At 50.5% G+C, this 18,204-nt stretch carries 16 protein-coding genes; 9 read left to right on the top strand and 7 right to left on the bottom strand.

What is annotated here, in order from left to right:
* Positions 1-246: 246 nt before the first annotated feature.
* The gene (locus PN498_RS11105) at positions 247-471 is read left to right on the top strand and encodes a PIN domain-containing protein (RefSeq protein ID WP_272062829.1); all 225 of its coding nucleotides are present in this window, start codon (positions 247-249) and stop codon (positions 469-471) included.
* A gap of 90 nt (positions 472-561) precedes the next feature.
* On the opposite strand, the gene PN498_RS11100 is transcribed toward PN498_RS11105, so the two are convergent.
* Complete coding sequence (locus PN498_RS11100; RefSeq protein WP_272062828.1) at positions 562-1,140, bottom strand: Uma2 family endonuclease; 579 nt, start codon at positions 1,138-1,140, stop codon at positions 562-564.
* Positions 1,141-1,296: 156 nt separating this feature from the next.
* On the opposite strand from PN498_RS11100, the gene PN498_RS11095 reads away from it, so the two are divergent.
* Together PN498_RS11095 and PN498_RS11090 are read left to right on the top strand one after the other, a co-directional pair.
* A complete protein-coding gene (locus PN498_RS11095; protein WP_272062826.1) occupies positions 1,297-1,509 on the top strand; it encodes a hypothetical protein in 213 nt (70 codons plus the stop codon).
* Positions 1,510-1,597: 88 nt separating this feature from the next.
* Complete coding sequence (locus PN498_RS11090; RefSeq protein ID WP_272062825.1) at positions 1,598-1,789, top strand: type II toxin-antitoxin system RelE/ParE family toxin; 192 nt, start codon at positions 1,598-1,600, stop codon at positions 1,787-1,789.
* Between the two features lie 217 nt (positions 1,790-2,006).
* Here PN498_RS11090 and PN498_RS11085 read toward each other — a convergent pair whose 3' ends face one another.
* Together PN498_RS11085 and PN498_RS11080 are read right to left on the bottom strand one after the other, a co-directional pair.
* Positions 2,007-3,227: a hypothetical protein gene (locus tag PN498_RS11085; RefSeq protein ID WP_272062824.1), complete on the bottom strand. Its 1,221-nt coding sequence runs from the start codon at positions 3,225-3,227 to the stop codon at positions 2,007-2,009.
* 36 nt (positions 3,228-3,263) lie between these two features.
* The gene (locus PN498_RS11080; RefSeq protein ID WP_272062823.1) at positions 3,264-4,574 is read right to left on the bottom strand and encodes an eCIS core domain-containing protein; all 1,311 of its coding nucleotides are present in this window, start codon (positions 4,572-4,574) and stop codon (positions 3,264-3,266) included.
* A 97-nt stretch (positions 4,575-4,671) separates the two neighbouring features.
* On the opposite strand from PN498_RS11080, the gene PN498_RS11075 reads away from it, so the two are divergent.
* Together PN498_RS11075 and PN498_RS11070 are read left to right on the top strand one after the other, a co-directional pair.
* On the top strand, positions 4,672-4,929 hold the full coding sequence (locus tag PN498_RS11075) for a hypothetical protein (protein WP_272062822.1): 258 nt from the start codon (positions 4,672-4,674) through the stop codon (positions 4,927-4,929).
* Entirely contained in the window at positions 4,923-5,279 is a 357-nt protein-coding gene (locus tag PN498_RS11070; RefSeq protein ID WP_272062821.1) for a type II toxin-antitoxin system PemK/MazF family toxin, read from the top strand. Before PN498_RS11075 ends, PN498_RS11070 begins: the two co-directional genes overlap by 7 nt.
* Positions 5,280-5,298: 19 nt before the next feature.
* Here PN498_RS11070 and PN498_RS11065 read toward each other — a convergent pair whose 3' ends face one another.
* Together PN498_RS11065 and PN498_RS11060 are read right to left on the bottom strand one after the other, a co-directional pair.
* Positions 5,299-7,383, bottom strand: coding sequence for an ATP-binding protein (locus tag PN498_RS11065; RefSeq protein WP_272062820.1), 2,085 nt, complete (start codon positions 7,381-7,383; stop codon positions 5,299-5,301).
* Positions 7,380-8,687 (bottom strand): DUF4255 domain-containing protein, encoded by a 1,308-nt coding sequence (locus PN498_RS11060; protein ID WP_272062819.1) that lies wholly within the window; start codon positions 8,685-8,687, stop codon positions 7,380-7,382. Before PN498_RS11060 ends, PN498_RS11065 begins: the two co-directional genes overlap by 4 nt.
* A 281-nt stretch (positions 8,688-8,968) precedes the next feature.
* Between PN498_RS11060 and PN498_RS11055 the strand changes: the two genes are divergently transcribed.
* The 4 genes from PN498_RS11055 (at position 8,969) to PN498_RS11045 (ending at position 14,748) form a co-directional block, all read left to right on the top strand.
* Positions 8,969-10,699: a tetratricopeptide repeat protein gene (locus PN498_RS11055; RefSeq protein WP_272062818.1), complete on the top strand. Its 1,731-nt coding sequence runs from the start codon at positions 8,969-8,971 to the stop codon at positions 10,697-10,699.
* A gap of 63 nt (positions 10,700-10,762) precedes the next feature.
* On the top strand, positions 10,763-11,143 hold the full coding sequence (locus PN498_RS11050) for a phage tail assembly protein (RefSeq protein WP_272062817.1): 381 nt from the start codon (positions 10,763-10,765) through the stop codon (positions 11,141-11,143).
* Entirely contained in the window at positions 11,086-11,292 is a 207-nt protein-coding gene (locus tag PN498_RS28490; protein WP_334312243.1) for a DUF6760 family protein, read from the top strand. The genes PN498_RS11050 and PN498_RS28490 overlap by 58 nt, the downstream gene beginning before the upstream one ends.
* 507 nt (positions 11,293-11,799) lie before the next feature.
* Complete coding sequence (locus PN498_RS11045; RefSeq protein WP_272062815.1) at positions 11,800-14,748, top strand: pentapeptide repeat-containing protein; 2,949 nt, start codon at positions 11,800-11,802, stop codon at positions 14,746-14,748.
* On the opposite strand, the gene PN498_RS11040 is transcribed toward PN498_RS11045, so the two are convergent.
* Positions 14,715-15,794: a phage tail protein gene (locus PN498_RS11040; protein ID WP_272062814.1), complete on the bottom strand. Its 1,080-nt coding sequence runs from the start codon at positions 15,792-15,794 to the stop codon at positions 14,715-14,717. The genes PN498_RS11045 and PN498_RS11040 overlap by 34 nt on opposite strands.
* A 60-nt stretch (positions 15,795-15,854) precedes the next feature.
* A complete protein-coding gene (locus PN498_RS11035) occupies positions 15,855-18,200 on the bottom strand; it encodes a putative baseplate assembly protein (protein ID WP_272062813.1) in 2,346 nt (781 codons plus the stop codon).
* Positions 18,201-18,204 lie beyond the last annotated feature (4 nt).

Genomic DNA, 18,204 nt, shown 5'->3' with positions numbered 1-18,204 from the left:
TGTTATACCAAGGCTTCTGGCCCTGATCAAAGGGGTTTTAAGCAGTTTTTATACTACAAACTGTAGTTTTTCTCGAACCCTTGTCAGGAAAGGGCTTCAGTGGGATGTGATACCTTTTCGTCAGGATCGTTGCCATACCCCTACTTCGAGGAAATACTCGACTTACTGAGGTTCTTTAGAAAGGTAAGTGGATTGGAATTTCTGTCATCAGTCAGATCGAGTTTCTCGCATTTTCTAATTTGACTGATGATCTCCCGATTTTTCAGGAGTTTTTGGAAGCGTGTACATATCGTTGATTTGTCGTCAAAAGATGTGACCTTGATTGAGAAAATTATTGAGATTCGGCAAAAATACCGATTAAAGCTACCAGATGCAATCATTGCTGCTACGTCGATTCACAATTCGGCTGGTCTAGTGACTGCGGATAAAGCTTTTGAAAGGGTAGATTTATTGACAATAATCGATTGGTAGTCTTAACCGCGATCGCTCTCCCTACTTAGAGATCGCCCTTCTTTCCCTTCTAGAAACAATCGCCCTCCCTCTGCTACAGATGAGATCGCACTAAACCTGTGGTAGCTGAATAACGAGCCAGCCAAACAATTCTTCAATGGTGAGGTGAATATTAGAGGCGAAGGTCGGGGTTGGTAAGCGGTCAGCTGGTTGGTCGAAAATCTTGACTTGTTCAGGAGGCAAATAGACTAGTACCGTTTGTTCATCTGGATCAATCAGCCAGCCTATCTTGGAGCCATGTTGTAGGCAGTGCAGAATATTTTTTGTGACCCGGGTTTGACTTTGCTCGGGAGACAAAATCTCAATTGTCCAATCGGGATGGGTGTCGATGGTATTGGCAATTTCACCATTGGCATCACAGGGAATGCGTGACCAAGTGAATACGCTGATATCAGGGACTATGGAGCGTCCACCAAAGGTGCAGCGTAATTCTGCCAAAGCCCAGGCAACCTGCTCGGGTTGTAGGGCTGCATTAAGTACTGCGGAAAGTCGAGTTTGCAGCAGGCTATGCTTTCCCTTAGGCATGGGCTTTTGAATAATCTGACCATTGATGTATTCGCTGGCAGGTTGGGTTTCTGGCTGTTTCAGAAACTCTTGTAATGTCAGGGCTTTGGCAGGTGATTGAACCATTCAGAAAACCCAGCAGTTGCTTAGATAGTTTACAGATCTATTCTAGATGAAGCGATCGCCCCACTCTTGTCTCCTCTGCCAGGAAAGATCGCCCCTCAAACCAGCGATCGCCCGTAAAATGAAATCAAGACCCAACCAGATCGGAGTTGTATTTTTATGCAATCAGTCACCTTTGATGAAGCCTTAGATGTGATTGAATCTCTCCCGATTGAAGACCAGGCAAACCTAATCGCTATCCTTCAAAAACGGCTCGCTGATCGACGTCGGACTGAAATGGCTACTCACATTGCCCAAGCTAAAGCTGAACATCAGGGCGGGCAGGTTTTTCGAGGTTCGGTTGAAGAGGCGATCGCTGAACTTAATCGATGAAAGCGATTACCTTTGCCTCCTCATTTAAACGAGCCTACAAATCTCTCTACGTAAACGTCCTGACCTCAAACCCAAAATTGATACTGTCTTGAGAACTCTGGTTACTAATTCCTTTGAGCCGACGCTCCAAACTCATAAACTCAAAGGCCAATTGGCGGGAGTTTGGGCTTGTAGGGCGGAATATAACTGTCGGATTGTGTTTGACTTTGTTGAGAATCCAGAAACAGGAGAGAAGGAAATCTTGCTAATTGATATTGGGAGCCATAACGAGGTTTATTAGCAGCGATCGCCCTCCTTTCCTTCTAAAAGCGATCGCACCTCACCTTCAAATTAACGATCGCCCACATTCTAATTTCTGCTGCCGGGGCGATGGCACTACAAGATCTACAATCGCATAAAAATCAGCCGATGCTGTAGATTCGAGTTTTGTTGGAGCTGTAGAGGCTTTGAATGCTGGGTTTCATTCTTCAACACAGCCTATAGGGCGAGCGATCTCATTACCACCAATCTTTAAAGCGTTTCCATGTATCTGATACAGCATTTGTAGCATCAGAGGTAGTATCTTCAGTCCAGTCCCAAGCGTCAGAAGCCCCTCTCGAAACCGTATCAGCTGTGTTGAGGGCAGTGTCTCTAGTCCAGTCCCAAGCATCGGATCCTCCTTTCGAAGCTGTATCTACCGCGTTAGAAGCTGTATCCTTGGTCCAGTCCCAAGCATCGGATCCTCCTGTTGAAACCGTATCAGCTGTGTCAAGAACAGTGTCTCTAGTCCAGTCCCAGGCATCAGACGCTCCTTTCGAAGCCATATCAGCTGTGTCAAGAGCAGTGTCTTTGGACCAATCCCAAGCGCCAGACGCTGTTTCAGCAAGATTCTGGATATTATGGGAAGCCTTCATGCGTTCTAGTTTCCTTCTGTCTGTTTCCCCTTTTACTCCACCAGCAATCATCTTTGCGTCTTCTCCAAAAGCATAACCAGCTCCATGCTTAATTCCTTGGATAGTACCTTGTTTGATTGCCTGCCTTTTGAGGTAATTTTTTGCGCCTTCACCTTTTACAAGTTTATTTGCCAACAACTCACCAACGGGTGTTGCAGGGCCTTTTAATAAGCTGCTATATATCGGCTGGTTAATTTTCTCAGAAATGCCTTGTATTTTTTCTGCTTTCTTGTTCAGTTTCTTGCCAGCCAACCTACTGCTATGCTTAATTGTTTTGCTTCCCATGCTAACCATCTTGCCTGCTTTAGGAATAGCTTTACTCGTCAATTTCACCGCTTTAGCAGTCCCACCAATTGCATCACCAATTCCTGGGACAGATGAAACAGTAGATAATGCGACGTTGCCCCAATCTCCTTCTGCAGCGTACAGGCCAGCGTTTGCAATATCAAAAGCCGCCCCAATTACTGGAATGAAGCCTGCTGCATCTAAGCCTGTATGTATCCAATCAGAAACCCCCTCCTCATCCTTACTTTTCGCTTGGATTGGAGCATTTGAGTAAAAAGTAGGATTTATTTGAGTTGGCAGTGGATCATGTCCAAAATCAGATGCGGAACTCAGTATTTTTTGAGTACTAAAAGAATTTGTTTCAGAGGATTCATGATTATTGAAATAACTATTATTAAATGAACCGAATGAGTAATTAACTGACTGCTGACAACTACTCTGAGTCAAGTTAGGCGCCCTATTTTTAAGGCACGCAGCTTTTGAAAAAGATAAACTTCCCATGTATCTGCCTCTATTTTGATAATAAGTTGTAGCTAATTAATCGAATAGGTCTTTAATGAAGCTGGTGCCGCTACCGATCGCGTCCATGATGTTATTGCCCATGCCGCCACCCATGCCACCCATGCCGCCAAACATTGAGCTAAGCCCGCCGCCACCGCCGGTCAAGCCACCCAGTATCGAGCTAAGGCCACCACCGCCGCCGCCCAAACCGCCGAGCATTGACATGGGATCCATACTGCCACCCATGCCACCACCGCCGAGGCTACCCAGCATTGACATGGGGTTCATGCCACCGCCACCGCCGCCTGTTAAGCCGCCCAGCATCGAGCCGAAGTCCAAGCTACTGCCATCACCGATTCCCATGCCCCCTAAAAACGATCCGGCGGTAGCACCTAAAGCATCACCAAAGTTATCGCCGCCGATGAGAGACGACATAAATGAATCTTCAGTGCCAATCACAGATCGGGCCATATTTGCATATTGTCCGATTCCTGGAATGGCGCTGGCGGCATCTAAGCCAAACTCGTAAAGACTAGGGGCAATATCGATCGCTTTCTTACCCACCGTTTTAATGCCTTTGCCAATGCCCTTACCGACTTTTTTAATGCCCTTGCCAATTTTCTTAAACAGGCCACACTGCACTGGGGCTGTCGCTGTACCAGGAGCAGTCAATCCCTGGCCAAATAAGCTGCCACCGCTGGCCTGAGACGACTGTCCCCGAGCCGCTTGAGCACCGAGGCGATCGGCTTCTGCTTCCAAACTGGGGTCGGCGTTGATGGGGATACCGTTGCCTCCCGGTGTCGCCACCCGTCCAGCTCGCTGTTGCACCACATGGGTCAGTTCATGACCGAGGAGCGATTGTCCCCCCAGACTATTGGGGTCGTATTGTCCTGGAGCAAAGTAGATGTTGGTGCCCTGAGTATAAGCCGCTGCACCAATGGACTCTGCCTTCGGAGTTTCATGAACACGCACGTCGGAAAACCTAGTGCCAAAGGCCGCTTCCATTTTTTTCTGTACAGGGGGTGACAAGGCACTGCCTGTTCCTTCTGGCGTTGACTGGAAAGCTGCTGCGTTCATTTCTAGTTCGCCATCTGCTTTGGCTTGAATGGCAGTTGAAACACCACCGCTTGATTGACCGAGTTGATGTCCGAAGCTGGTTGCCTGATGCCATTGCCCCGTCAGATTAGGGCTAGTGCCGTAGTCTGAGAGTTCTGAGGCTTCTTCGAGCGATCGCGATTGATTAGCAATGTTAGTAGGCGGTTGCAGATAAGTTGGCCCCAAGGGGGTAAATTGTTGCGCGATCGCAGGGGCAGCTTTGGATTTGGTGGTACTAGGAGCAAAGGGCATGGGATAAACTCCAACTGTGTATTGGTGAAGGATTAGATGAGGATTTCGACTTCTGAGATATGCTGTGGCTATGGGCCATCAGAACAACACTTTGTCAATGCGTGAAACGAACATCAATGTCGCTTTACAAAGCACTCTTTTTGAGAAAATAAAAGACTTAGCTAAAACCCTAAACATTGCGTGGCCTCGTTTGGTTGTGATTGCGCTTGCGGATTATATTCGTCGCCATGAAGCACGGGAGAGTCTATTAGCCGATATTGATGCTGCTCACGCAGAGGATGAGGACGAAAGTGAATTGACTGTAGTGCAGCATATGCGGTCTACCCATCGAAAATTGATTGAAGGCGAATGGTAATTAATCAAGGCGATGTCTTTTGGGTTGACCTTGGTGAACCAATCGGATCAGCACCCGGTTATCGTCACCCCCATGTTGTTGTCCAAAACAACGCATTCAATCAAAGCCAGATTAAAACCGTTGTTGTCTGTGTCCTTACGTCTAACCTTAAACGGACATCTTCGCCGGGTAACGTATTGCTAGAAGTTGGAGAAGCTAATCTGCCAAAGCAAAGTGTAGTTAACATTTCTCAAATATTTACTATTGATAAAGGTCAGCTTGTTGAAAAGATAGGGAGTCTTTCTGAGCAGCGAATGCAAAAAATTTTGGATGGTGTCTATTTGCTACTAGATCCCTACCAGATCAATTGATTTATAGAGGCCGTTTCTGTTATGGAGGGACGCTGACCCAGCCTCTCACCTCTGCCTCCGTGACGGAGCGATCGAGCTTGGTATATTCGCTTTGGGTGGCGCGGAGCAGGTGTTTCATTTGCACTGGTTCGCTGGCATCGGCGGCGAGGAAGGCGGCGTTGAGGGTAATGTTGCGAATATTGCCGCCGGCGACGTTGAGGCGGGCGAGTTTACGGAAGTCTAGGCCATCGGTGGGGGTTTGGGTGGGGAACATGCGCTGCCAGATTTGGGCACGCTGCTCGACGTCGGGAAAGGGAAACTGGACAATGAAGCGGATGCGGCGTAGAAAGGCGCGGTCGATCGCGTCTGGTAGGTTGGTGGTCAAGATAGCGAGGCCGCGATAGGCTTCCATGCGCTGAAGCAAGTAGCTAACTTCGATGTTGGCATAGCGATCGTGGCTGTCCTTCACATCGTTGCGCTTGCCAAATAGGGCGTCAGCTTCGTCGAATAATAGGATGGCTCCGCCGGTTTCAGCCGCGTCGAATACTTTGGAGAGATTCTTTTCGGTTTCGCCGATGTATTTGCTAATGATGGCGCTGAGGTCGATTTTGTAGAGGTCGAGCTTCAGTTCGGCAGCGAGGACTTCGGCGGCGAGAGTTTTGCCGGTGCCGCTGGCTCCGGAGAACAGAGCTGTGATTCCTAATCCTCGCGACCCTTTGGCAGCGAAGCCCCAGTCTTGATGAACGCGGGTGCGCTGGCGCAGGTGGGCGGCGATTTCGTGCAGGGTCTCTTTTTGAGCTTTGGGTAGAATCAGGTCTTCCCAGGTGGCTGTGGCCGTGAGTCGCTGGGCGTGGGCGTCCATGTGGGGACGGGCTTGGGTGCGGCAGGCGTGCCAGAGGGTAGGGGGAACGTGGGGTAATGGAGTGCTGGAGTGTTGGGGTGTTGGCGAAGCTGGGAAGGTCTTGGGGGTGGAGGGTGAGGGGGAGTCGGCGATCGCGCTAAGGTAGGCGGATTGAATTTGGGTGCTGTTGAGGTTGAACTGGCTGACGAGTTGCTGGACTTGTCCGTTGAGGGTGTGGGCATCGGCCCCGATCGCGGTGTACCAAAGTTGCCGTTGTTCTTGGGAGGTCGGAAGGTCAACGTCGAAGCTGACTAGGGTTTGTTTGGGTAAGTGCTGGCGCGCTTGGGTAGAGAGCATGACGGGACTGTCCGTTTCCTCGATAAATGGGGCGAGCGCATTCATCGCTGAGCTACCGTCCCCAACGCTCTCCCACTCCAGCAATAGGACGCTGTGGCTAAAGATGGCTTCGCGTCGCCAGCGACGGGCCAGGGCGTGGATGTCGGCAGCGGCGGTCGGTAGGGATGAGGTGGCCATGACGTGGGTGTTGAGGCCCAGTTCAGCGGCGGCGGCTTGGGCGATGGTGCGGCGATCGCGGCTGTCGCCCCCCGACAGTTGCAGGGTAGGAATGGCGCGGTTGAGCTGTTTTGCTTGAGTCCACGTCTGTGCGAGTTGTGCCGCTAAGGATTGGTGGGAGGGGACTAGCCCTGCCATTGCCTGCTCAGACGCCGTCAGCGGTTTGATCAAGCCGAACAGTTGCGCATCGAGATGGTGAATGCCGGTCAAAAAATTCAAAACGCGCTCATCAATGCGGAGGGGACTGAGGGTCAGGGCGCGACCGGGGCCAACCTCCAGTAGCTGCCAGTAGCGGAGAGGACCGCTAGGGGAGAGGGCCGCCCAGTTAGGGTTCGCTAAATTACCCAACGCGAGACCAAAGGTGGGATAGTTGCGCTGCGGATCGCCCTGCATGGCAGCAAACAGGGGCGCAAAAGTAGCATCTAGCTCCATGCCCGCACACAGCAGTAGGATGTCTCGCTCAAAGGAAGTGAGTCGGCACAGTTCACACAGTCGCTGCAAAGCGGCTGGCGCGGGGAGTGCGTCTTCAGTCGCTTGTTGTTGCTGCTCTGCTGCTTCTAAAGACAGCGCGGACAGTCCGGTAAGGTCGAGAGAGGGATCGATCGCCTGCACTCGGGCCACTAAAGCTGACTTCAACACCATTAAAGTAGCGGCGAGATAGTGTTGATTCGCGATTGTCCAATCCTGGGGCGATTCTGGGGATGGCGTCATGGTTCACCCCCAATCCAAATCGTTGGGCCAATGTACTGCTCAAAGGTGTCGCTGTTTTCGTCGGTATCCACCTCTAGGGGGCTTTCGGCACCGTCAACCTGAACGCGAACCAGATAGGTCCCGGTCAGTACATTATTCAGTTGAAACGTCAGCGTAGTAGTTTCAGCGGTTTGACGTTCCCCCCGAATGATGTAGGTTTTGCTAGTGTGATCGCGCTTATTCAGCATCAAAAAGGTATTTTGACGCGGCTCGATAGTCATATCAACTGAGACGGTGAGGGTGGCCGTACAGGCATTTTCTTCCAATTCAGTAACGTCACGAACACTGATTCCCTCCGATCCGTTGTGAATCGTCGGACAGAGCACAACCGACATCAGGTTTGACAGAATGGCATAATCTGCGTCTCGCAGCGGCGGATCAGGTGTTTGGGCAATTCGAAGTCCTTGAGCGCCGGCTCTCAGGGCACTGATCTCTTGAGCAGACAGGGTTGGTAGGGTGATCTCGACTTTGTTCTCGGTGACAACCTGAGGCGTGATGCGAGCTTTTCCTAAAGACACTTGCGTCAAATCCCTTTCGGGTCTGGGGGCTCCCACGCTGCGTCCTTTCAAGCCTCTGCCGTGGAGAGTGATATGGCTATCCAGCGTGATGGGTTCATTAAGTTCACCAGACGTGGTGATTTTTTCGATAACGGGACGCTGTGGGGTGGCATAGAAGCGACGACTGCGGACGGGCAGAGCTGATCGCCCTGGTTTGCGCCCCTGAATGATGACAGCGGTACCCTGATAGGCAAAGGACAAGGCGTAGGGAATCTGAAAGAATACTGACCAGATGCGAGATAGTTCTTCTGTTGTAATTTCAGCTGGAAAAAAGCGGACGAGCTGCATTTGCTCACCCAAGGTAGAGTCAATCAAGTCCGCTGTACTATCTACTGTTTCTTGAATGATGGGTTGAGTGAGCTGAGGGCGATCAACCAGCGTTTGCACTGCACTGCCCATGAGTCGCTGCGGTTCTAACCGTTGCTCATTGCCGTAAAACGTCAGCAGGTAATACAGATCTAGGCTGGCCTGTCCATGTTTGACAAGTTCTCCTTTGGGGCGGCGAGTCCGGAGATCAGCATTACGCCAAGCTGCATTAGGCATGGCATGGTACATGAACAAGTTGATGCAAGCCCCTGAAACGCTGCTACTTGCGGCATCGGGGCGCACTGTGGTGACCTGAGCACCGGGAATATCTTGACTAATCCCTTCTTGCAGCATTTTCTTTAAGGCTGCTGTTACGGTTGCGATCGCAAGGTGGTTGCTCATAGCGCTGCTCAAAAACCAACGTTGTGGAATCTGGGTCAGAATTCAGAAATCAGACCTAATCGAAATTTTCTCGTTCTTGGCCAGTCCCCGCTAGATTGAGACACTAGCCGAAGACCCTTTGCTAAGGTTTTATCCAGTTTTTGGAAGATACCTTCACCAGTTACACGAGGCTGAAAACAACTTTTCTCACAGCACATACATAAATTCAAATTTGCCCAAACCCCTTTCCTGAAAGGGGCTGAGTCGCCTAGTATGACGCTGTAGAATTGACTAACCCGTTCATGAAACTTTCAGGATTGGAATGGGCGATCGCCGGATGTTTTTGGTTATCCATCGGCAACTTCAGTTCGACCACTCGCGCGGCTAGTGGTGCTTCAGTGTCCTCGACTGCGGCACGATTATCTCAAGCTGAATGGGCTCAAGCTGCGGAGTTTGACTACGATGATTTTGACTTTTGGGCAGAGCAGTGTCTCCTGTCGCAGGCTGCTGAGGACTATGAAACGGCACTGGCTAGCTGCGATCGCGCTATTAGCCTACAGCCCGATGCTGAGAATATTGATTTGTGGACTGCTCGGGGCACCGCCCAGTTTCATCTGGGTCTGTATGTGGAAGCTCTGGCGTCCCATCAATACGTGACAGCGCTGCGCCCGGAAAGCTCTCCGGCTCTGACCCATCAGTGTGTCACATTGGTCTACCTGGACCAATTTGAAGCCGCCATTAACACGTGTCAGCATGCCATCGAGCTTGATAATGACTGGGGCGATAGTTCTCCTCTGGCTGCTTGGTATCACAAGGGAGTTGCTTTATTGGAACTGGGGCTGAGGCAAAGGGCTTTTAATGCTTTTTCACGAGCACAGGTCTTTGCTCCTAGCGATCCGCGTTTAGAGGCTGAACTCTGCATTTTGAAAGAAGCGTTGGACCACGGCAGTGGCTGTCCTTTAGTCAAAGCGGCTAGTGCCTACGATCAGGCTTTGGTTGACGATCCCCAAAACTTTAGGCTTTGGTATCGTCAGGGCCTAGTGCTGGAACAACTAGGGCGATACCATCAAGCGCTAACCTCTTATGAGCAGGCGATCGCGCTGCGGCCAGACAGTACCCTAGCGCTGGCCCATCAGTGTGCTGTCCTGAATGAACTCGACAACTTTGAAGGGGCGATCGCGGCTTGTGAAGCGGCTCTTCAAGGCGATGCTCGCTGGGATACCCTTGGCCCCGCTTATGGCTGGAGTCAAATCAGCGTAGCGCAGGTCGGTTTAGGAGAATATGAAGCTGCCCTAGCCGCTGCTGATCGCGCCATCGCCTTGAATGAAGACTATCTCAGTGGCTGGAACAATCGAGCCGTCAGCCTTTGGTATTTAGGACAACCGGAGGACGCCTTGCGAGCCATTGATGCCCAGGGTGAAACTCGCCTTGTAGAACCGTTTGTGTTTGAGCGTCGCCGTCAGGTGTTGATGGCGTTCAATCGCGGGCGCATCTTGTATGATCTAGGGCTTTATCAACAGGCCGCTTCTGCCTATTCCCAGGCGATCGCCTTGCAGCAACTGGGTCAGGACTATCTGGGCGATAGCGGCTTATTAGTCAGCAATCATTTTCTGGCTGATCTATGGATTAACTTAGCGACGACACAGCTAGCCGATGGTCGATTTGTGGATGCCATCCTGGCAGCAACTACCGCTACCCAGCAGTATCCTAATGAGACAGACGCTTGGTACACCTTGGCATTGGCCCATTTAGCCAATAACGATGAGGTTAGCGCTTGGGAGGCTTATCAGCAAGCAGCTCGGTTGCAACCCAATCGTCCTGATGTCCTGATGGGGCAGGGCATTACCCTCAAACGCGCAGGATGTCCTCAAGCCGCTTTTCAGGTCTTTGGCGTACTCCTCAATCTCGATCCCAATAACCTGCAAGCACGGCAGGAATATCTGCAACTTTTAGAAGCTCAACAGCAGGCGATCGTGCTTCCCAATGACGAAACCGATACGACTTTTGTTTGTCCTCTCGTCCCATCATCGTAGGAATGGATTGACCTTGTGTCTATAGGCCTGCATCGCACGAGTTTATATGGAACATCTCTACCCATGAATAACACCGCCTTCTTCCCCACCGAATTTGATTTCATCTTGCCCAAAGGGCTTATTGACGATCGCGGTCATCTGCATCGCCAGGGTCGTATGCGTTTGGCAACGGCCAAAGATGAAATTCGCCTGCTGCAAGACGCTCGCCTTCAGGCGAATCCTGCTTATGGCTCACTGGTATTGCTGTCTCAGGTAATCCTCAGGCTAGGAGAACTGGAACCAGTCACTCCAGAGCAGTTAGAAAACCTCTTTCGGCCTGATATTCAGTACTTAAAGGTGTTCTACGAGCAGATCCACCAGTCGGGACAGCCTCATCTCGCCGTACAGTGTCCTCAGTGTCAACATCAGTTCGCAGCGGAGTTATCGCCTGTGGGGGAGCACTAGGCTACCCCTCTCAACAATTGAAAGAGGAGGTAGCCGCGATCGCTTACCACTTTCACTGGTCTCTCAGCGACATTCTTGAATTGGACCATCTGAGCCGCGATCGTTGGGTCCAAGCTATCAAGAAGCACAATAATCAAGCTCGAAAATAGTACGAGGATACTGTAGCATTGCAGCTTTCTGCTACTGAGAGTGTTGTTTTCTGTTAATTACCTAATAGGCTTTGAGATAGCTCTTCCAAACTTAATTGGATATATCTGTGGGTGGAATTCGGCTTTACTCACTGCTTAAACCTCTGGTTTTCAATCTCTCCTGAAAATTTAAGCCGCAGGTCTCTAACTCAAACAATCAAGAATACTAAAAGCAAGATTTCATAAGCATTGAATCCTGCTTGTTACACTCCTTCTGTCTTTACTAAGTCGGTATCATCTGAAGCATTTCTGAACGGTCATTCCGAGCGAAGGGAGAAATCTCAAGCTCACACAATGTGTTGATTTATCTCGGTTCCACCCTGATTCAATCGGCATAACAAGTGCAATGGATACCTACAACAACCTAACCTCAAGCAGATGGACTGATTAAATTTCTTGATTATTGCTTTACTTGAAAGCCCTGAGAATTTAGATTTTCACTGAAGCTCTATAGGTAAATTTGAATAAATGAACGTAGATGCTGAAGAACTTTTAAGGCAGTATTGCAGCGAAAAACGCAGAAATTTTGCGAATATTCAGCTTTTTAACGTAAATCTTAGTCATCAAGACCTATCAGACATTGACCTTAGAGGAGCGAATATTCAGGGTACTGATTTTACCGGAACGCTTCTAAAAGGGGCTAATTTTTGTGAAGTACAGGCATCTGATACTTGCTTCCAAAATGCCGTCATTCAAGGCGCCAATTTTGCCAATGCTAATTTGCAAAGAGCTAATTTTTCTGAGGCTAAAGCAGGTATTCGGCCTGCCGTAAAAATCGCTCTCATTATCCTGTTAGTGCTACTGGCTGCGATTTCGGGGGTGGCTCACGGCCATGCTGTGGGGATTACCTTTAGCGATACGCCACTGGTTTCTTCTCTAAACAATGAAGAGTATCAGCGCTATCTCCTGATTCCCCGCACTGTGATGCTGTCGGCTCTCATGATCTACGCAACGGTAGCGATTTGGAATGGGATTAGCAAGAGCCTGGCTGCTGTAGCGCTGACGGTAACCGGTATCTTTTTGACGGCAACCATTGTGGCCTTAGGATTCTTTCGAGACTCTCTTTGGAGTGTTGTCGATTACTCGCTTTGGGGCGTTGCTGGATCAATGGCCTGGGCGGCATTTGGGAGTGTAACGTTGGCGATCAATGGGACAATGCTGGGTGTTTTGACCTCTGCCAGTTGGATTCCGCTGGTTTCACTCATTGCTAGCTTGGGTACGGTGGGATTAACCGCGATCGAACCCGATTTCCTCACCTCATGGCACCATCCTGAAGCCTGGATTGTAGCCTGTTTCTTCGATGGCTTGGGGGGCTACCTGGCGTGGAAAGCCTGTCAGGGACAACCCAATTTCGTTTGGATGCGTCGCTTAGCCGTTTTTCTGATCACGCTTTTTGACAAAACTGATTTTTCTGAGGCCGATTTATCAGACGCCAATTTCACCAGTGCCACTCTCGGTAAGGTTAAGTTCGGCCCAAAGGTCTGTTTAAGGCGAACGTGTTTTGCCAACGTAACAGGACTAGATCATGCTCGATTGAACGGTACCTATCTCGATAACTCTGCGGTGAAGCAACTCGTGGTTGAAAAACGAGTCCGGCAGAATGGCTTTTGCAACTTTAATGGTCTGAATTTACAGGGCATTAATTTACAGGGAGCAAGGCTGGCGGAAAGCAGTTTTGTGGGTGCTGACTTGAGCGAAGCCGATTTGCAAAATGCTGACTTATCGAGGGCAAATTTGACTCGAACGCAGCTGGATAACTCGAATTTGACCGGAGCAATCCTGACCGGAGCAGTGATTGAGGATTGGAGCATTACCCATCGAACCGAGCTTCATGATGTAGTCTGCCAGTATGTCTTTATGAAGTGGGTGAAACCGGGAGATACAGACCAAAATCCGCTGCGCAAACCAGATAGCTATACCGAAACTTTTGAAGAGGGGCAGTTTGTCGATTTCATCCAGCCTCTTTTTACAACTCTGGATTTGTATCATACGCAAGACATCGATCCAAGGGCGATCGCCATCTCCTACAAACATCTAGAGGAAACCCATCCTGAAGCCCAACTAGACATCGTGGCGATTGAAAAACGAGGTCGGGACAAAGAGCAGATTCTCTTGAAAGTGGAAGCCGCTAGGGATGCCAACCTATCTGAGTTAAGCGATGCCTATTTGAAGACCTATCGACAGCTCAAACAGCTGCCTAAAGACAGTCTGCTATTGCTGGTCGCTGAGCAGAATTTCCACATCAATCTATTGACTCAGCGCATTGAGAGTATGCTCGGTCAGCTGAACGAGATGGCTGAATCCTCTGCTGCGATTTCAAAACGGCTAGGTAATTTAGTGGTATTTACCCTCACACATGGCGACTTTAGCCAGGGATTCTCTATGAGCGTTTTGATCTGGCCTCACCAAAGCACGCTGCCAGAAATCACCACTAGCCATTTACCGCCTGCGCCAGAAGTCAGCAGTGCCTATCAAGATTGGAGTCAGCTTTATAAAGCGATCTATAGCACCAGCAGTCGTATCAGCTTCTCGTCTGATGCCCATGCACTCAACAATATCTCTTTGTCCGAACTGGATGACCGAGCAGCTCAACTGGTCAAAACCTTCAACACCTGGTTGCGATCCGATACCTTTTTGACGATTTGCGATCACTTGCGAGAACGGTTCGCTGCTTCGGACGAAATTCGTATCGTAGTGCAAACGACGTCGCCAGAAGTATGCTGTCTGCCTTGGCAAAGCTGGAACTTCATGGACACCTATCCAAAAGTCGAGTTCGCGTTTGGCCGCTCCTTCGCCAGTGTGCCTTCCCGAAATGCTTTACCGCGACAGCAGCGACGGATTCTGGCCGTTTTTGGCAGTAGCCGGGGGATTGATATCAGCGCCGACCAGAAATTGCTGGAACAGCTGTCCGATTCAGCGATGGAGGTTGTCTTTCTGCATGAGCCGTCTCGTCAGGATTTTCACGATATGCTGCGCGACCCCAAAGGTTGGGACATTTTGTACTTTGCTGGCCACAGCGAAACAGAACAGGATAGCGGCAACGAGGCATTGTTAGGAACCATTCAACTCAACGGCTTCGACCACTTACAGTTCGCTGAGCTGCGATTTGCACTATCCAGAGCGATCGAACAGGGTCTCCAGCTCGCCATCTTTAATTCCTGTGACGGCATCGGTCTAGCTCAGCAGCTCGAAAGCCTACAAATTCCACTTGTAGTCGTCATGAAAGAACCTGTCCCCGATCAAGTCGCGCAGCTATTTCTAAAAAACTTCTTGAAAGCCTTCGCTGTAGGAGAACCTTTGCAGGTAGCCCTACGAGAAGCTCGCCAACAGTTGGAAAGCATTCAAGATCGATTTCCCTACGCCAGTTGGCTACCAATATTGTTTCAAAACTCGGCTGAGGAACCCGGTGTTTGGTAATCAACAATCTGTAATTCGTAAGTGCAGAAGGCAGGTTTTTCCTGTTCGATTAGATCGCGTAGGAGAGCTTCGTCTGCTCTGAGCTGTTGGGACTGGTCGAGCGTTTCGGGGCGCAGTGTGACTGAAAAGTGATGCGACTGGCCACCACCTAGGCACGGTTCATCGGATAACGTGATTTCTCCGAGGACGAACCCCGCTTCATCCGCGTCTTGAATATGAATGGCGCGATCGCTCAGCGGCAGCCCTGTGCAAAGGTGTAGACAAAACTGCAATCCCCGACGAGTCCCCCGCCATTGGTAAATTTCTACCGCGTGACGAATCAGCTTACGCTGCTGGCTCAAAGTCCAGCGAGGATTCATCGGCCATGCGACCCAATGCGCCAAAAAGGGCACCAATTCTTTAGGAGCCGTAAGCGGATTGAGATAAGCCCAAAACAAATCCAGCATCTCAAAAGAGGGTTCCAGAGCTTGCTCACAAAGACTCAAAAACCGTCCTAAGAAGTCTGACTGCTGATAGATTTCGGGCAGAAAGTCTACATACACTTGCTCAGGGCGAGGGTGCAATTGAAAGGGACGATGCCCGACCAACTGGGCTGAAGATTCGGAGGATGCTGTGGCATAGAGAAATAACTCGCAGCCATACCGCAGTGGCAGATGCGGGTGTTGAACAAGCGCTTGAGGCTCTTCAAAAAAATGCTTGGGTACCGTAAAACTGAGGGTGTGATAGAGCGTCTGTCGGGTCTCTATCTCAAAAGGCAAACTGGTGAACTGTTGATTTTCCAGACTGGACTGGAGCCAGGGCGAGTCAGGCGTAAACCAGTCAACGGGAAACCCTCCTGCTAGCGCTAAATGTAAATTCAGCTGCCGAGCACTGTTGTTCCTCAACCGCACTGTCAAATCACAGCGCTGCCCTGGTATCAGCTTGAGGTCAGTCGGCGATCGCTCCACCGCCATCAAATCGGTCTCTGCGATCGCCACATCCCAATCAATGGTTTCAGACGGGCTAACCGTCAGATCGATATCAGCCTGAGGAACATTTTGCACCATAGAAACCAGTCATCCAGAAACTCAAAATTCAAACCTAAGCACTCAACCTTCAAACCTTCCTCAAAGATCCAAAAACTCGATTTCGTGCCCCGGATTTAGGTCACTGTCCTCTTCCCAAGCAATCGCGATCGCCAGTTCCCCTAACTCCACTTTGGGTTGTGGGATCGGTATTTGCATCCAGCCTGTTTCCTCTTGATAGCGATACGGCCTGAGCGCAAACAACTGAACTTGCGCAACTGAATGCACCTCTGACACGTGCTGAATTAGCGCAATGACATCGGAACTCTCGACGGATCGACCGCGTGGCCAACCGTGCCCTTCAACTCCGCCAACTAAAGGATTGAGAAATCGATATAGAGCCCGTTTAATTTTGCTAGCAATGGTGGCGCGATCATAGATATATTGGGGCTTCAGATAGACTTGAGCCTGCACCTTGATGCCGATGTACTCAGGCGCTTCGATGGATACGCGAATGCCCAAAGCACGATGCTGATCTAAATGAGCTTTGAGCGATCGCTGAAACTCATCCGAGAGCTGTAACCGTTCAGGAGATAAACCCTGCTCGAAGGTTAGCTGTCGATAATTCGGTAGGGTAGGCACAATCAGCAAACGAATGACGCCAGGAGTGGTGAGATGATCGGCGGTCACACAATGAGATCGGGCTACAGCAGTGCCGTCCTGAAAGCGACTCGCTTTGTGCTCGAACTCCTCCGGGGTCAGTGCCGTTTCGCGCGTCCGTAATAGTGCCGGAACCCGGATCATGGCCTCTTCCAACGATTCAGCTTCTCGTCCACCTGTAGCTTCAACATAATTGGTAACCTTTTTCACGTAGGGCATTGAGGATTTGAGGACAGTCAATCGTCCCGCTTGAACATTGCCCTGACTGCCACCACCGGTACGATAGGCCCGCATGTATATCTCAGCTCCCATCGGCGGCACCTTGCCGTATTGGCGTTCGGGCTGACGATCAGCGGCTTCGAGTACCGCTGGGATAGCGGTTTCCTGCACCGTGACGGTCGTCAATGATTGCCGGACCCGCACAGGACGTCCCCAAGACTGGACTTGACTGCGCTCCTGCGTTTGCTGCCGCAACTGATAAGGCTCACGAATTAGCGGACCAAACTGGATCATGCCGCTCTCATCATCAATGGTGTAATGAGTATCGTCGGCGGTCGAGTCCCCAAAGTCGCTCACCTCCTGCCATGTTTCGACTAAGCCGTTTGGCAAACGAATGTCGAGGTATTCTTCTGGACGTCGACTGAGAATAGGACGTCGACTGAGTTGAAAGGTTTGGCCCGGCTTACCATTGCTTGTGCCAATCAGTTCATCAGACAGTTGTACGCATTCGCTCGCCGACACAACGCCGCCTATGGTGCGAGCACTCAAGCCGGTAATTTCAGGCGATCGCTGATATTCATACTGTTGCCGCTCGGCATTAACTGGCGTATACACACAGCGAATCCAGCGACCTCGGTAGTCCCCCCAAGTTGCGATCGGCCATTGCTGGGGCAAGTGTAAGATAATATTGGCTCCTTCTTGTTCTGGATTAGGCCCGGACTGACCCAACTGGTCAAAACTGAAGCCTTTGGTTTGGTCGTCGGTAGGCGATCGCAAGATGCCGCTCTGCCACTGATATCCGTCCCAAACCTGCCATTCCAAAGGAGGATTATTGGGGTTGATCCCCGTTGTCACGGCGGCGGGTCCTTTGAAGGTCAGCGCAAGGACATTACCCGCTAGATCGTTCGAAGTGACTTCAACGGTGGAATTAAGTCTGCTGTTTGGATTAGCGTCCAGCACAAGGTAGAAACAGTTCCCTGGCTGGCAGGAAATCAACAAGTCGGCGGTGGTCTCCAAAGTTGACCAGTCACCGTTTTGCTCAAAGGGGGCATCACGGAAGGGATTACTCAGCGTTTCTAAGTCAGGCGGTGTCCTAGCCGATGTCGCTTCATGGGCGAACAATAAATGTTTAATCTGCGGTCGTCCTATGGTTAGATCTCGATCCGTTGTAAAAATGACCGCTTCCTGCGTTTCGGTCCGTACGGTCGCCACTTCCGTTCCTTGGGGAATGCTTCTCGGCGTCACTTGCGCTTGGGTGAGATAAAACGTCAGTTCGGCTTGAGCCGGAGAGGGTGGCAGTAGGCGAATGCCTAGCAGTTCTAAGAAGGCTACGTAATGCCGACGGGGGACCTGATTGAACCGATAGAGCATCTGATGCACTAACCAGGCAAACAGCTCAATCAGCGTGACGCCGGGATCACCAGGATTATAGTTCGTCCATTCAGGGCAGTAGCGAGGAATTCGCAGCAGACATTCTTCGACCAGATCCTCGAAGGCGCGATCGTCTAAGTTGGCTTTGGGCAACTTGGGCAGGAAATCGAAGTCGGTTGTGGAGTCGGGAGTGGCCATAATG

The organism is Oscillatoria sp. CS-180 (genome assembly GCF_028330965.1).
Classification (GTDB): domain Bacteria; phylum Cyanobacteriota; class Cyanobacteriia; order Phormidesmidales; family Phormidesmidaceae; genus Halomicronema.
The sequence above is the reverse complement of the archived record's forward strand: the minus strand, read 5'-3'. Positions and strand labels throughout refer to the sequence as shown.